The organism is Synechococcus sp. B60.1 (assembly GCF_047462555.1).
GTDB lineage: Bacteria > Cyanobacteriota > Cyanobacteriia > Thermostichales > Thermostichaceae > Thermostichus.
Genome location: NZ_JANSJN010000070.1, coordinates 1 through 15,137, shown reverse-complemented (window position 1 = coordinate 15,137; position 15,137 = coordinate 1). Strand labels below are relative to the sequence as shown.

The 15,137-nt window shown below is 61.6% G+C and carries 10 protein-coding genes and 2 pseudogenes; 8 read left to right on the top strand and 4 right to left on the bottom strand.

Annotation, left to right across the window (positions count from 1 at the left end):
- The coding region (locus tag NW863_RS08990) for a right-handed parallel beta-helix repeat-containing protein (RefSeq protein ID WP_414365868.1) at positions 1-1,253 on the bottom strand (1,253 nt) is incomplete at its 3' end.
- 212 nt (positions 1,254-1,465) lie between these two features.
- Here NW863_RS08990 and NW863_RS08985 point away from each other — a divergent pair.
- Positions 1,466-1,837 (top strand): rhodanese-like domain-containing protein, encoded by a 372-nt coding sequence (locus NW863_RS08985; protein ID WP_414365867.1) that lies wholly within the window; start codon positions 1,466-1,468, stop codon positions 1,835-1,837.
- 4 nt (positions 1,838-1,841) lie between these two features.
- On the opposite strand, the gene NW863_RS08980 is transcribed toward NW863_RS08985, so the two are convergent.
- Together NW863_RS08980 and ppsA are read right to left on the bottom strand one after the other, a co-directional pair.
- On the bottom strand, positions 1,842-3,110 hold the full coding sequence (locus NW863_RS08980; protein ID WP_414365866.1) for a dihydrolipoamide acetyltransferase family protein: 1,269 nt from the start codon (positions 3,108-3,110) through the stop codon (positions 1,842-1,844).
- Positions 3,111-3,179: 69 nt separating this feature from the next.
- Positions 3,180-5,645, bottom strand: coding sequence for a phosphoenolpyruvate synthase (ppsA, locus tag NW863_RS08975; protein WP_414365865.1), 2,466 nt, complete (start codon positions 5,643-5,645; stop codon positions 3,180-3,182).
- Positions 5,646-5,938: 293 nt separating this feature from the next.
- On the opposite strand from ppsA, the gene NW863_RS08970 reads away from it, so the two are divergent.
- The 6 genes and pseudogenes from NW863_RS08970 to NW863_RS08945 all read left to right on the top strand — a co-directional run bounded on the left by NW863_RS08970 (position 5,939) and on the right by NW863_RS08945 (position 11,174).
- Positions 5,939-6,892: an RluA family pseudouridine synthase gene (locus tag NW863_RS08970; RefSeq protein ID WP_414365864.1), complete on the top strand. Its 954-nt coding sequence runs from the start codon at positions 5,939-5,941 to the stop codon at positions 6,890-6,892.
- Between the two features lie 255 nt (positions 6,893-7,147).
- Entirely contained in the window at positions 7,148-8,326 is a 1,179-nt protein-coding gene (locus tag NW863_RS08965) for a transaldolase (RefSeq protein ID WP_414365863.1), read from the top strand.
- Positions 8,327-8,353: 27 nt separating this feature from the next.
- Positions 8,354-9,838 (top strand): annotated as a pseudogene (locus tag NW863_RS08960) (cobaltochelatase subunit CobN); the annotation flags it as partial.
- A gap of 48 nt (positions 9,839-9,886) precedes the next feature.
- Positions 9,887-10,207, top strand: a complete 321-nt coding sequence (locus tag NW863_RS08955) for a DUF2605 domain-containing protein (protein WP_414341527.1) — start codon at positions 9,887-9,889, stop codon at positions 10,205-10,207.
- Complete coding sequence (locus NW863_RS08950) at positions 10,207-10,470, top strand: DUF2973 domain-containing protein (RefSeq protein WP_414333816.1); 264 nt, start codon at positions 10,207-10,209, stop codon at positions 10,468-10,470. Before NW863_RS08955 ends, NW863_RS08950 begins: the two co-directional genes overlap by 1 nt.
- Positions 10,471-10,730: 260 nt before the next feature.
- Entirely contained in the window at positions 10,731-11,174 is a 444-nt protein-coding gene (locus tag NW863_RS08945; RefSeq protein ID WP_414365862.1) for a GerW family sporulation protein, read from the top strand.
- Here NW863_RS08945 and NW863_RS08940 read toward each other — a convergent pair.
- Positions 11,171-14,500 (bottom strand): AAA family ATPase, encoded by a 3,330-nt coding sequence (locus tag NW863_RS08940; protein WP_414365861.1) that lies wholly within the window; start codon positions 14,498-14,500, stop codon positions 11,171-11,173. The genes NW863_RS08945 and NW863_RS08940 overlap by 4 nt on opposite strands.
- 207 nt (positions 14,501-14,707) lie before the next feature.
- Between NW863_RS08940 and NW863_RS08935 the strand changes: the two are divergent.
- Positions 14,708-15,137: pseudogene (locus NW863_RS08935) on the top strand (helix-turn-helix domain-containing protein); the annotation flags it as partial.

The window sequence follows — 15,137 nt, the reverse complement described above, 5'->3', positions numbered from 1 at the left end:
TTTTCTTCTCTCTGGGGTGTTGGGTTCCGCCGCGGGGGGGGGGTGGGGGTGGGTCGTGTTTGGGTTTTCGGGGGGGGGGTTGGCTCAGGAGTCGGTGTCAGGGTGGGCGTGGGGACAGGGGTCGCTGTCGGCGCAGATCCGCTGCCGATTCTCTCAGCAAAGTTACCCTGGAAGCTGTTGCCGGCCAAGTAGGCGGCGACTACTGCCTCCGGCGTGCCAGGGGCCACCTGAATGGCTACCCCCGCGCCCTCGCCCCGGGCTAGGAACGTATTTCCGGCAATGGTGCGGGCTTGGGTTCCTTGCAAGATGCGAATGCCGACGCTGCCGGCTATCCTGCCCACAACAATCCGGTTGGATTGAATGACCGGAACTGATCCCGCTCCATCCAGTTGGATCCCGGTGGTACCGCCGCTAGCTGTCTGGCGAGCCTGCAGCGCCAACCCAGCAGTCGTAGGCGGATCCCCCTCGATTTGGTTGTTGCGGAAAACCCCGCCGGAGTTGTCGCTATAGCGAACCCCCAAAGCTCCCAAAGCTTGCAGAAGGATCGCGTTGTTCTCCAGGAGCGGATTACTCCCTGGCACAGTACCGACACCTACGCCTCCTGTCTTGCTGACAGTGACCGAGATGCCGGCGACACGACCGTTGCCCGAGATCTGCACACAGGGATCCGAAAACTGCTGGCAAAAAACCTGGGCCAATTGGTTGACAGCTCCCTCCAAAACGGCGGCATTACCGTTCACCAAGATGTTGGAGCTGGGACTATTGAGGGTAACCTTGCTGGGCTGAAAGGTGCCATCGTTTACCTGAATCTTTCCGCCTTCCAACACCACCTCCACCCCTTGCAGGCTGGTTTGGCTAGCTACGATGACATTGAACAACCCGGCCAGGATCTCGTAGGCAGCAGAGCTGGTAATCCGAATCCGCCCGCCATTGGTGCCGTCACCTCCATCCAGGGCCAGGTTCTTCTCCAGTCTCTCCTTGCCCGCCCCCAAAATCTCAATCAGCACCTCCAGGCCGGCTGTAGCACTTTGCAATCGCTGCGCCTCTGCGACGGCATCGGCCAACTTAGTGAAGGGGCCTTTGGCCGGATCCACCCTTAGGATGACGGGCTCCCCAGGCGGCGGCAGAGGAGGAGAGTTGCCCGCACCTCCCCCACAGCCGAAAGCGATCCCTGCCAATAGAGGCAGCAAGAGGGAACGGGTTCGCCAGGTGGATCGGGATGCTTGGCCTTTTCTAGGAAGGGATCCTTTCATCCGTGGAAAATCCTTGGAAATCCCTATCAGTCAAACGTATCAGAAGTGCAGACACCTAGAGCCACGATAAGCCCCTAGGATCTAATTCTCCCAGACAGAGCCTTTCAAAAGAGATCGCTGGCAGGGGATCCGCGGAAGCCAAGCGCATCCTGCACAATTGCAAGTAGCCCAGGGCAGAAGCTGAGCCGGTATATCCTGAGAAGGAAGCCCAGATGGGGTTACAGATGGCCATGGCCGCTTCCGTTCGCTCGATTACACCCCAAGAACTGGCCGCCCGCCTGCGCGATCCGGAGGCCGGCCCCCTGCAACTCATCGATGTGCGGGAACCGGCAGAGCTGGAGCTGATCAACCTCAGCGCCCTTGGCTTTCGCCACTACCCCTTGAGCTGTTACAAAGAGTGGAGCGAGCGAATCTTGAGGGAGCTGGATCCCCATTGCCCAACCTTTGTCCTCTGCCACTATGGGATCCGCTCTGCCCAGGTGAGCGAGTGGTTGCAGGCCAACGGCTTTACCCAGGTCTACAACATTAGCGGTGGCATCCACGCCTGGGCCCTTGCGGTGGATCCCACCCTGCCCACCTATTGAACTTCTACAGCGTCAGGGATCCCACCTTTTGCTCCAACAACTGGGCTAGATCTTGCAAGAAAGCTGCGGCGTGGGCACCGTAGATGACGCGGTGGTCGCAGGTGAGGTTAACCTGCATCTGGGAGCGGATGGCGATGGCTTTTTCCGGCGTGGCCACCACGGTGGGGCGAGCAGCACCAATGGCCAAGATGGCCCCTTGGTTGGGAGGCAGGATGGCGTCGAAGCGATCCACCCCAAACATCCCCAGGTTGGAGAGGGTAAAGGTGCCGCTGGTGTATTCCTCCGGCTGCAGTTGCTTGCGCCGCGCCCGCTCCACCAGATCCTTCCAGCGGCGGGAGATCTCGTAGAGATCGATCCGGTTGGCCTGTCTGAGCACAGGGGTAATTAGGCCCCCATCTTCCATGGCCACCGCCACAGCGATGTTGATGTCGGCTTTGTAGTGGATCCCGTTTTCGGTGTAGCTGGCGTTGAGGAGGGGGTGCTTTTCGAGAGTGAGGGCCACAGCCTTGACCAAAAGGGCCGTCAGCGTTACCCCTTTGGGTTTTACCTGTTGGTAAAGCTGATCCAGGCTGTCGGTGGTGATGGTGTAGCCGACGTGGAACACGGGCACGCCCAAGCTGGCGTTCATGTTGCGCACCACCGCCGCCTGCAGGGTGCTCAGGGGAACCACTTCTCCCAGGGGCACAGAGACGGGGGGAGGAGTGACCGAGGAAGGAGCTGCCGCCGGGGCAGAGGCGGGCTGAGCTGCGGCCCGCTCCACATCTTCGGCTACGATGCGCCCACCAGGGCCGGAGCCGCGCACCGTGCGCAGGTCAACCCCCAGGCTTTCTGCCAATTTTTTCGCCCGTGGGGAAGCCAGGATGCGCTGGGATCCGGCTCCGTCGGAGCCACTTGGGGGCGTGGAGGGGGGGCTTGCTGCAGGCGCAGGGGTTGACCGTTGAACGGTGGGGACAGAGGCCGCGCTAGGGGCAGCCGCCGGCGCAGCACCCTTGGAGAGGGCCTTGGCTCTCTCCTGGGCCTCGGCCAGCTCCGCTTCGGTTTCGGCAATGAGGGCGATGGGGGCGCCCACCGGCGCCGATTCCCCGGCTGGGATGAGGATGCTGGCCAGAATGCCGCTGTGGAAGGACTCCACATCCATGTCTGCTTTGTCCGACTCCACCACCAGGATGTTTTCCCCTTTCTCCACCCGGTCGCCGGGGTTCTTCAGCCAGGCAACGATCTTGCCCGTTTCCATGGTGGAGCTGAGGGCCGGCATGGAGAGTTCGTGGATCATGGCGGGGGTGGCAACACAGCAGAGAAGATTGTAACCCAGCAGACGGGATCCCGGCGCACTCCCCTAGGCCTAGTGGGCGCCGGCAGCTTCCGCCTCGGCCACCACCAACAGGGTTTTCAGCAGGGAATCGGGGTTGAGGCTGATGGAGTCGATCCCCTGCTGCACCAGAAAGCGGGCAAAGTCAGGGTAGTCGCTGGGAGCTTGTCCACAGATGCCGATCTTGCGCCCGTGGCTTTTCACCGTCTGGATCACCTGGGCGATCATCCGCTTGACGGCCTCGTGGCGCTCGTCAAAGAGATGGGCCACCAGGGCCGAGTCGCGGTCCAACCCCAGGGTGAGCTGGGTGAGGTCATTGGAGCCGATGGAGAAGCCGTCGAAGATCTGGCAGAACTCGTCGGCCAGGATGACGTTGCTGGGCAGCTCGCACATGACGTACACCTGCAGGCCGTTTTCCCCTCGCACCAGGCCGTGGCGGGCCATCTCCTCCAGCACCTTGTGCCCCTCTTCGGGGGTGCGGCAGAAGGGGATCATCAAGATGACGTTGGTCAGGCCCATCTCGTCCCGCACCCGTTTCATGGCCCGGCACTCCAGCGCAAAGCCATCGCGGTAGCGGGGATCCGTGTAGCGGGAGGCCCCCCGCCAGCCAATCATGGGGTTTTCCTCGTGGGGCTCATAGCGGGATCCGCCCAGCAGGTGGGCGTATTCGTTGCTCTTGAAGTCCGACAGGCGCACAATCACCGGCTTGGGGTAGAAGGCAGCGGCGATGGTGGCCACCCCCTGGGCCAGCTTGTCTACAAAGTACTCCGGCTTGTCGGCGTACTGGGCGGTGAGCTCCGCCAGGCGCGGCTCCTCCTTGACCGCCTCGTCGTAGTGGATCAAGGCCAGAGGGTGGATCTGGATGTGGTTGGCGATGATGAACTCCAGCCGCGCCAGACCCACGCCGTCGCAAGGGATCTCGCTCAGGCCAAAGGCTTTTTCCGGGTTGCCCACGTTCATCATCAGTTGGGTGCGGGGGCGGGGCAGCTCCTCTAGCGGGATCTCCGTCACCTCATAGGGCAATAGACCAGGATAGACGCGCCCTTCCTCCCCTTCAGCGCAGGAGACGGTGATGGGATCGCCGGAGCGGAGCACCTGTGTGGCGTTGCCGCAGCCAACAATGGCCGGGATCCCCAGCTCGCGGGCAATGATGGCCGCATGGCAGGTTCTGCCCCCCTGGTTGGTGACGATGGCGCTGGCCTTTTTCATGATTGGCTCCCAGTCGGGATCGGTTTTCTCCGTCACCAGCACCTCGCCGGCCTGGAACTGATCCGAGCGGCGCACATCCAAAATGACGCGGGCTGTGCCCTGGCCGATGGCTTCCCCCACCGCCCGTCCCCGCACCAGGGGGTCGGGGCGCGCTTCCGTCTGCGTAAAGCGGTAGGTTTTGAGGCGGTTGGTGGCCTTTTGGGATTGCACCGTCTCGGGGCGGGCCTGGACGATGAACAGCTCGCCCGTGATCCCGTCTTTGGCCCACTCGATGTCCATGGGGGTGAAGCGGCCCCGCAGCGCCGAGTAGTGCTCTTCGATGAGGCAGGCCCAGCGAGCCAGCTCTAGGATCTCGTCGTCCTGCAGGGCATATTGGCGGCGCAGGCTCTCGGGGACGGGCACGTTTTTGGTGGAACGGGATCCCTCCTCGTCGTAGACCAGCTTCAGGGCCTTGCTGCCCAGCTTGCGGGAGAGGATGGGGCGCAGCCCCTGCTTTAGGGTAGGTTTAAAGACCACGTATTCGTCGGGGTTGACGATGCCTTGCACCACGTTTTCCCCCAGCCCATAGGCAGCGGTGATCAACACCGCGTCTTTAAAGCCCGTTTCTGGGTCGATGGAGAACATCACCCCCGAACAGGCCAAGTCCGAGCGCACCATCTTCTGCACCCCCACCGAGAGGGCCACCTGGAAGTGGTCAAAGCCCTTGATCTGGCGGTAGGAGATGGCCCGGTCGGTAAACAGGCTGGCAAAGCAGCGGTGGCAGGCATTCAGCACTGCCTGGATCCCGTGCACGTTGAGGTAGGTCTCCTGCTGGCCGGCAAAGCTGGCATCCGGCAGGTCTTCTGCTGTGGCGCTGGAGCGCACTGCCACATCGGTATCGGGGCCGTAGCGCTCGCACAGCTTCTGGTAGGCTTCGCTGATGGCCTGCTCCAACTCTGGGGGGAAAGGCGTCTGCAGAATCAAGGTGCGGGCGGCTTTGCCCCGCTCGCGCAGGTTCCGCACATCCTCGATATCGAGGTCTTTGAGGATCTCCCGCAGCTTCTCCTCGAGGCCGGCAGCGGCGATGAACTGGCGATAGGCATGGGCGGTGGTGGCAAACCCCAGGGGCACGCGGATTCCTTTGGGGGTCAACTGCTGCAGCATTTCCCCTAGAGAGGCGTTTTTCCCACCCACCTGGGCCACGTCCCGCAGCCCCACCTTTATGAGGGGCACAACCAAGGGTGGCTCTGAGCCAAGCTGGCGTTGAGGGGGCTGTTGAAGCTGGGATCCCAGCGTTGCTCCATCCGACATGCTTTGTCTCCTTGTGCCCATCAGAGCAAGCGTGATAGTTGCAAAAAGACCTTCTCCCGCCAGGACCTGGCCTAGCTTTGAGGGTCTATACCCCCACTGTACTGAGGGTTTTCCTGGGGCTAGAATCCCGGCGCAACGCCCCCAGAGAAGGCTGAGAAGGGGATGAGACAAAGGCGTTCTCGCCAGGATCCGGCTGAAAAAGCTGCCACAAATCTTCGCCCTTTTTTACCTAATGCAAAAGTAACCGCTCTGCCACAATGTTTTCAAAGCAGCAGTTTGCGGAAACAGGGCAAATGGAAGGCCCCAGGGATCCGGTGGCAGCAATTCGCCAGGTAAGAGTGACGGAAAAACAGCAGGGCTTGCGGCTGGATCGCGGGTTGGCGGAACAACTGCCGGAGCTGTCGCGCTCGCGCCTGCAGCAGCTCATTCGCCAGGGCCAGGTTTGGCTCAATGGGCGGCCCTGCCTGGATAAGGATCGCCCCCTGCAAGCCGGGGATGAGATTGAGGTGCGGATCCCACCAGCCACCCCTACAACTTTGGAGCCGGAGCGGATCCTCTTAGACATTCTCTACGAAGATGAGGATCTGCTGGTCATCAACAAGCCGCGCGGTCTGGTGGTGCATCCTGCTCCTGGGCATGCCAGCGGCACGCTGGTGCATGCATTGCTGGCCCACTGTCCTCGCCTTTCCGGGATCAACGGCGAGCTGCGCCCAGGGATCGTCCATCGCCTCGACAAGGACACCACCGGTGCCCTGGTGATTGCCAAACACGATCAGGCCCACCAGCATCTGCAGGCCCAGATCCAGGCCAAGACTGCTCGGCGCATCTACCTAGGGGTGGTGTTTGGCCGGCCAGCCCAGAGCCAAGGCACGATCTCTGCCCCCATTGGCCGCCACCCGGTGGAGCGGCAGAAGATGGCGGTTTTGCCCTCTGGCCAAGGGCGAGCGGCGGTAACCCACTGGCAGGTGCTGGAGCGCCTGGGCAACTACACCCTGATGCAGTTTGAACTGGAGACCGGCCGCACCCATCAAATTCGGGTGCATGCCGCCCACCTGCGCCTGCCCATTGTCGGGGATCCCCTCTATACCCAGAGCAAAACCAGCCCCGTCAAACTCAGTGGCCAAGCTCTCCACGCCTGGAAGCTCTCCTTTGTCCACCCGCGCACCGGCCAGCCGCTGCAGTTTACTGCCCCTCTGCCGGAAGAGTTCGAGCGGCTGCTGCGGCAGTTGCGCAGCCAGGCCGGATAGGCAGCTTCTAGGGTCGCTCTCGGCCCTGTCTGGCCTGTCCAATCAGGGTTCATGCTGATCCCCGTGACCAAGAAGTTTCAACCTTCAGTAAATTTTTAGAGAAGTTGGAAGTGTTTTTGCCGGGTGAGTTGTTTAGAGTTGTCCCCACACCGGTGGGGCAGACAATTAAGACAATCTCACATCTACCGGGATCCCTTGCCTGGGTGGGCGACACTAGGACTGGGTCGCAGAAGCGCGATAGCTAAGGAGGGGAGTATGAGCAAGAGCCTGCTGGAGCAGTTGCGAGAGATGACCGTCGTGGTGGCCGACACGGGGGATATCAACGCCATTGAGACCTTTAAGCCGCAGGATGCCACCACCAATCCCTCTTTGATTACAGCAGCCGCCCAAATGCCCCAGTACCAGGGCATTGTCGATGAGACCTTGCTCAAGGCCCGCCAAGAACTGGGATCTAAAGCCGACACCAAAACCGTAGTGGCCCACGCCATCGATGAATTGGCGGTAGCCTTTGGCGTGCGCATTCTCTCCATCATCCCCGGTCGGGTTTCGACCGAGGTAGATGCCCGCCTCTCCTACGACACCGAGGCTACTGTAGCCAAGGCCCGCTACCTCATCGAGCTCTACAAGGCGGCAGGGGCGGATCCCAAGCGGGTGTTGATTAAAATTGCTTCGACCTGGGAAGGGATCCGCGCCGCCGAGATCCTAGAAAAAGAAGGGATCCACTGCAACCTGACTCTGATGTTTGGCCTGCACCAGGCCATTGCCTGTGCGGAAGCAGGGGTAACCCTCATCTCGCCCTTTGTGGGCCGCATCTTGGATTGGTACAAGAAGCACACCGGCCGGGAGAGCTATCCCCCTGCTGAAGATCCGGGCGTGCAGTCGGTAACCCAGATCTACAACTATCTGCGCAAATACGATTACCCGACGGAAGTGATGGGCGCCAGCTTCCGCAACATTGGGGAAATCATCGAGCTGGCCGGCTGCGATCTGCTTACCATCTCGCCAGTTCTCTTGGCGGAGCTGCAAAACACCGAAGGCCACCTGGAGCGCAAACTGGATCCGGAAAAAGCTAAGAAAATGGACATCCCGCGTCTGGTGATGGATCGAGCCACCTTCGACCAGATGCACCGGGAAAACCGCATGGCTTCAGAAAAGCTGGAAGAAGGGATCCAGGGCTTCTCCAAGGCGCTGGAGGTGCTGGAAAGGCTGCTCACCGAGCGGCTGCAGAAGCTGGAGGGCGCCAAGGAAACGATTACCCACGCCGCCCAGGATGTCTTCCGCATCTACGACCTGGATGGGGATGGCTTCATTACCCGCGAGGAGTGGATGGGGGCGGATCGCGTCTTCGATGCCCTCGACACCAACCAAGATGGCAAAATTACCCCCGAAGAAATGCTGGTCGGCCTAGGGGCAGCCGTCTACTTGAGGAATTAGCCAGCCAGCTCTATGGGCGAGAACTTTCGCCGCATCGGAGATGGGGTAGCTGCCCTAGAGGCCCAGGCCCGCCTCTGGATTGCCCAGCGGCTACAGGGGATCCCTTACGATCCGCCCCCGGGGCCGGCGGCCAGCCAGGTGCTGCGCTGGATCGAGACGGACTTGCTCCCCCGCCTGCAGCAAACGCCCCAGGAGCTGGAAAATCTCCTGCGCGGGCTCAATGGCGGCTATGTGCCCAGCGGCCCTTCCGGCGCTCCCACGCGGGGCCGGGTGGAGGTGTTGCCCACCGGGCGCAACTTCTACTCGGTGGATATCCGCGCCATTCCTACCCCCACCGCCTGGCAGGTTGGCTCGCTGGCCGCCGAGCGGGTGGTGGAGCGCTACGTGCAAGAGCAGGGGGAATATCCCCGCCACCTGGGCCTATCCGTTTGGGGAACTGCCACCCTGAGAACCGGCGGCGAGGACTGGGCGGAGGCGCTGGCGCTCTTGGGGGTTAGGCCCCGCTGGGAGGGGGGACGGGTGGTGGATATTGAGATTCTGCCTGTAGCGGCTTTGGGCCGTCCCCGCGTGGACATAACCCTGCGCATCTCCGGCTTCTTTCGCGATGCTTTTCCCAACCTGATTGCCCTCTTCGACCGGGCTGTGCAGGCCGTGGCCGCCCTGGAAGAACCGGAAGCCGACAACCCCCTGCGGGCCCAGGTGCTGGCCGATACCCAGTACTGGCAGGAGCAAGGGATCCCGCCTTCAGAAGCGGCAGAGCGGGCGCGGCTGCGCATCTTTGGCTCCAAACCAGGGGCCTACGGAGCCGGACTGCAGGGGCTAATCGAGGCGCAAAACTGGGAAACCGAGGCGGATCTGGCCCGCGCCTACCTCAACTGGAGCGGCTACGCCTACCGAGCTGAGGGCGAGGGAGAGCCGGCTCCTGCAGCCCTGCAGCGGCAACTGGCCCGCTTGCAAATTGTCCTGCACAACCAGGATAACCGCGAGCACGATCTCCTCGACTCCGATGACTACTACCAGTTCCAGGGGGGCATGGTGGCAGCCGTGCGCACCCTCCAGGGCCGCAACCCCCAAATCTACTTCGGGGATCACGCCCGTCCCCACAACCCCAAGATCCGCACCCTGGCCGAAGAGATCGACCGCGTCTATCGCGCCCGCGTCGTCAACCCCAAGTGGATTGCCGGCGTAATGCGCCACGGCTACAAAGGCGCCTTTGAGATGGCCGCCACCCTCGACTACCTTTTTGCCTACGACGTCACCACCCACGCCGTGCCCGATTTCATGTACGCCGGGGTGGCCCGCGCCTACCTGTTGGATCCCCCCGTGCAGCAGTTTTTGCGAAACCACAACCCCTGGGCACTGCGGGATATGAGCGAGCGGCTGCTGGAAGCCCACCAGCGGGGCTACTGGCAAGAGCAAGCCCTAGAGCTGGTGCCCCAGCTGGAAGCCCTGCTGCTGGAGACGGAAGCCCGCCTGGAGGCTACCCAGGGATCCCTGGCGGGAGAAGGTTAAGTTCAGCTAAGATGCTCTCAGCAAACCAGGCGCGGAGGGATCCCAATGATGAGCAAAGCCAAGTTACTGCGAGAGATTCTGGGGCCCCTACTGGAAGATTACCGCTACTGGTTTGAGCGCTCCCGCCGCTTTTTGCAAGAAGAAACCCTAGAATTTATTAGCCCGGAGGCGCAGCAGGCCCTTCTGGAGCGGGTTTTGGCTGCCCAAGCAGAATTGCAAGCCGCAGAAGCCCTCTATCAGTTGTCGGAGAATGAAGTTGGCGTTGACCCAGCGCTGATGGCAAAATGGCATCACCTGCTGATGGAGTGCGCCGAGCTGGGCCGTCGCTTCCGCCAAATTCACCCTTCCTCTGACTCATCTGACCCGTGATGCTGCAGATCCTCTACCTCATCGCTTTCGTGGCCATCGCTTTTGTGGCCCTGCGTAACCTGGTGGCCAATATCATCACGTTGGGCAAAGAAGAGCGCAAGGCCTCGCCCCGTCGGGCTCGCCGACAGGCGCCCCACCCAGAGCTCTTGGATGAAGAAGGCAACCTGACGGAAGAGCCCTTGTTGGTGATTCGTTCGACCAGCCTGGAAGAAGCCCGCAGCCGCCTGGAAGATCTCTACTCTGGCTCTCCTGACGAGGATTAAAAGCGGCGCAGGAGCTTCCCCTTTCTCGGTGTCGGCCCGAGTCAGTTGTGGGGGTAAGTAGCCTTTCTTGGATGAAGTTACGATAAAGCACCCGGCGCCGAGCACTATTCCTAACTCCCCTCTCCCTGAGGGAGAGGGGTTGGGGGTGAGGGTAGCGGCGCGGAGCACTTGGGTAGGCGGCAAGGTATCTTAACCTTGTTTGAGGCAACCACAGTCAATCTGGTTCTTCACCTGGTGGCCTCTGGAGCTGGCCTGCAGCATTGACGCAAACGTCACAAATGGGATCCGATTCCAATTCCGATTTCGAGGTGGAAGCCGTCCTGGAGGCGGTGCTGAGCAAGCTGACGGTTTTGGCGGAGACGGGACAGACCTTTGGCCAGCCGATTACCATTGGCGACACAACGATTGTCCCCTACGTGTCGCTCTATTTTGGCGTTGGCGGAGGAGGGGGCCATTTTGGCAAAACGGCCAGCGGCTTTCGCAGCAACGGACGGGATCCGGCCAGCCTGTTTGGCGGAGCGGGGGGCGGGGTGCGCATCGAGCCGGTGGGCTTTTTGGTGATCCGAGGGGAGCGGGTGGAGCTGCTGACCACGGCCCAAAAGCCCGGCCAGTGGAGCCAGCTTGGCGAGACTATAATTCCCCTGCTCCAGCAGTGGCTCCGGAGCCGGGCCGGCAACTCTTCAAATGACCAGCCAAATGACTAGCCGCGAATGGAGAGGCGGGATCCCTGGGGGGAGGGCTGCACCTCGATGCGGTGGGGAAAGGCCTCTTGCAGGCTGGGGATGTGGGTGATCACCAGGATGCAGGCAAAGTCAGAGGCCACAGCGTTGATGGCCGCCAGCAACTGGGCCCGCCCGGTGGCGTCCTGGGAGCCAAACCCCTCGTCGATGATCAATGTTTGCAGGTCGGAGCCGGAGCGCTGGGTAAGCAGGCGGGAGAGGGCCAGGCGAATGGCGAAGTTGATGCGGAAGGCCTCGCCGCCGGAGTAGGTCTCGTAGGGGCGGGTGCCGCGGGGATCGGCGATGAGGATGTCGAGGGTTTCAATTAGCTTGTCCGAGCGTCGCCCCGAGCGCTGGGTTACAAAGCGCAGATGGAGGCGGTGTTGGGTGAGGCGGCCCAGGATCTGGTTGGCTTGTGCCTCTAGCTCTGGCAGAACGTTTTCGATGATCAGGGCGGGAATGCCGTTGCGGCCGTAGGCGTTGGCCAGCTCCTGGTACACCTGCTGCTGGCGGCGGGCCTGCTGCAGTTGTCGCTCTAGCTCTGCCCGCTCCGACTGTTGTTCAAGGGCCTGCTGCAGCCGCTGTTGGGCCGCCCCGATTTGAGAAAGCACCTGATCCAGCCCTTGCCGGTGCTCCTGCAGAGCTTGGCGGATCCCTTCCAGGTGGGCGGGCAAGACCTCAGGCTGCTCCGCCAGTTGTTGCTGCAGCGCTTCCAGCTCTTGGGTGGCCTGGGCAAAGTGCTGCCGGCTTTCCTGCAGGCGTTGGGACAAGATCTGGCTGCGGGCTGTGGCTTCCGGCAGCTCCTGGCGGGCTATTTGGAGGGCCTGCAGGCGGGCCGGCCACAGTTGCGCCTGGGCCAGTTCTGCTTTTACCTGCTGGTGCAGGGATCCGTCGTAGCCGAGGTGGTGCAGCGCCTGCTCGATCTGGACCAGTCGCTCTGCTAGGGCAGCCGAGGAGGGCGTCTGCTGCAGGGCTTCCAGTTGGGCTTGTAGGGAGGCGATTTGCTCACCTAGGCGGGCGCGGCGCTCCTGGGCTTTGCGCAGTTCTTGGGAGCGGCCCAGGGCCCAGCGCCAGCGCTCCAGCTCCCCTCGCTGCAGGGCGTGTTCGCGCTCGTCGTAGCCCAGGTGTTGCAGGGCCTGCTGGATCTGGGCAAGCTGCTGCCGCGCCTCTGGAGCATAAGCTTCTTGGTTGAGGATTTGCTCCAGTTCTGCCGCTTCTGCCCGCCAAGCCTCCAGTTGCCGCTGCCGCTCCTGCCCGGCCTCCCACTGCTGCTGCAGCCGCCCCTGGAGGTGCAGGCGCTCGTCCCAGCTGGCCAATTCTTGCTCAAGACGCCGGGCTTCTTCTTGCAGCAGCCCGATCTCCCGGTCGGCCACCGCCAGTTGCTCGCGAATCACAAAGAGCTCGCCGGCAATCTCTTCTTGGCGCTGGCGGTGTTTCTTCAGCACCACCGCCCTCAGGGGCGGGCTGAGCGGACGGGTGCAGAGGGGGCAAACCCAAGTCGGGGCAGTCGGCACTTTGGTGGGCGGTGCCAGCGTGGACTCGGCAGGCTGCTCTGAGAAGAGGGAGCCTGCGGTTACTTCGGATCCCGGTTCTGCAGCTCCCTCGGCAATGGCCTTCGCCCCCGTCAAAGCATGGGTGGGACGGCACCAGCCAGAGTCTGGATCCGAAGGGCCTAGGTTATCCGGTCGATCCAGATCTTCTAGCTCTGCAGGATCCAAACGCTCGGCGTGAAAGGACTCTGCTCCGCTATCGCCAACAGGAAACTCTTCCCAGCGAGCCTCTAGCAGGCGGCAGCGCTCTTCCTCCTGTTGCCACTGATGCTGGAGAACCCGCTGCCGCTCCTGCAGCTTCTGCACAAAGAGGCGGCGCTCTTGAATTTTTTCCAGCACCTGCTGCTGGTAGAGGCGCTGCCGCTCCAGCTCGGCCAGGGCTGCTGCCCCGGCAGCAATTTTCTGGGCCAGTTGCTGCTGCTGTCGGGCCAGGCTTTCCTGGCTTTGCAGGTGCTGCCGGAGGAACTGGAGGCGGGCTTGCAGGCGTTCTCGCTCGCGGCGGATCTCCTCCTCCCAGTGCCGCTGTTGCTCGAGGAGGGCAGCGGCTTGGGCCTGGGCCTCGTTCAAGATCTGCAGGCGCTCCTGGGCTTGCCGGTAGTGGTGGAGGGCGTTTTCGATGCGCTCCCCTTCTGCCAGCACCTGGGCATCGGCCTGGGCTTGGGCCTGGCAGGCGGCCAATTCCTGTTGCAGCCGCTGCATTCTGCGCAGTTGCTGCTGTTGGTACTCAGCTTGTTGGGCCTGCAGCTTTTGGCGCTCTTGGAGCAGGTATTGCTGTTGCTCGAAGAGGTGGTGAAGATGGCGATCTTGGGCCATCAGGGTTTGATAGCGTTCGTAGCCTGCCAGGATCTGCTCGCTTTGGGCAATCAGCTCTTCCAACTGGAGCAGGTGCTGTCGTTGGGCTCGCCACTGCTGTTCGGTGTGGTGCAGGTTGGCGCTGAGCTTGTGCAGGTGTTGGGTGAGTTGCCGGTGGCGCTCCTTCAGGATGTGGCGATGTTCATAGGCACGTTCTAGAGTCTGTAATTCCTGCTGCTGTTGGGCCAGGATCTGCTGCAGATGGGTTTGCTGGTGTTGGAGCTGCTCCAGTTCAGCTTGGATCTGCTCAATGGAAACCTGTTGTTGGTCTAGCTTGTACAGGCGCTCTTGGAGCAGGTCGGCTTTGAGCTTGGCGCTGCGGGCCTGTTCGCGGCAACGCTCCGTCAGCAAGTCATACTGCCCCAGCTTGAGCATGTCGGCCAAGATCTGCTTGCGCTCCCCCGGGCGCTTCAGGGTAAAGGCATCGGCCTGTCCCTGGCGCAGATAGGCAGAGTGGAGAAAGGTGTTGTAGTCGAGGCCAAGCTGACTTGTAATTGCCTCTTGGGTGGCGCGCAGGCGCCGGCGGGTGAGGCTGCGCCAGCGGGCTTGGCCGTCGGCTTCTCCAATTTGAATTTGCCACTCCAGGGATCCTTCCCCCGACAGGTGGCGGCTGCGCAGGATGCGGTAGGTTTGCCCCCGCGAGCGGTAAATTACTTCCACCCAGGTTTCGCTGGCACCTTTGCGGATGAGATCGCTGTCGTTGCTGGCCCGGCTCTGTCCCCAGAGGCCCCAGGTCAGGGCGTCCAGCAAAGCCGATTTGCCCGCCCCGTTAGGGCCACAAATGCAAGCGGTGTGGATCCCGCGCAGATCCAAAACCGCCTGAGAGTAGCAGAGAAAATTGTGTAAGGTCAGGCGAACTGGGATCACAAGGGCGGCTCTGGTCGCTGCAAAACAATGGCGATGAGCCATTTGCTCCAGTTTATGAAGTTATTGGCTAGATCCCAAGTTTTGCCACGGCCAGAAAACGGTTGTCCCTCCGCCCTGAGCTCACCAGGGAAAGCGGCATTGCTGCTGAAGAGAAGCAATCCGGGGGAGCAAGGGCGGTTACAGCCTGTTAATTTAAAATAGGGTACAGGTGTTCAAGAGGAAGGAGAGAAAGAGAGGCCAACCCATTCTTTGGATCTACGGCAAAGAGTTGTAGAAGCTTATCAGGCAGGTAAGACCTCTATCCACCAGGTAGCCGAACGGTTCATGGTAACCAAAAGAACAGTATACCGCTGGGTGCGACAGTACCAACAAACTCAGGATTTAACCCCCAAGAAAGTAGGCACCAAGTGAGTAGGTATTTTGGAACAGCATCGACAGGAAGTGATGGCAATCATTGCAGAACACCCAGACTTCTATCTGTGGCAGTATCAAGAACTGTTGCGGGGGCGCTTAGCGATTGATGTAAGTACTTTCACGATACACAACTTCTTGAAAAAGTGAGGGATGACTCTAAAAAAAGACTTACCGCAGCGCGAGAGTCCAAGAAGAGGAGGTGCAAAGAGAACGACTAGCTTGAGGATTTGATTGCCCTCGACCAGACAGGGGCGTGGGAGGGAAG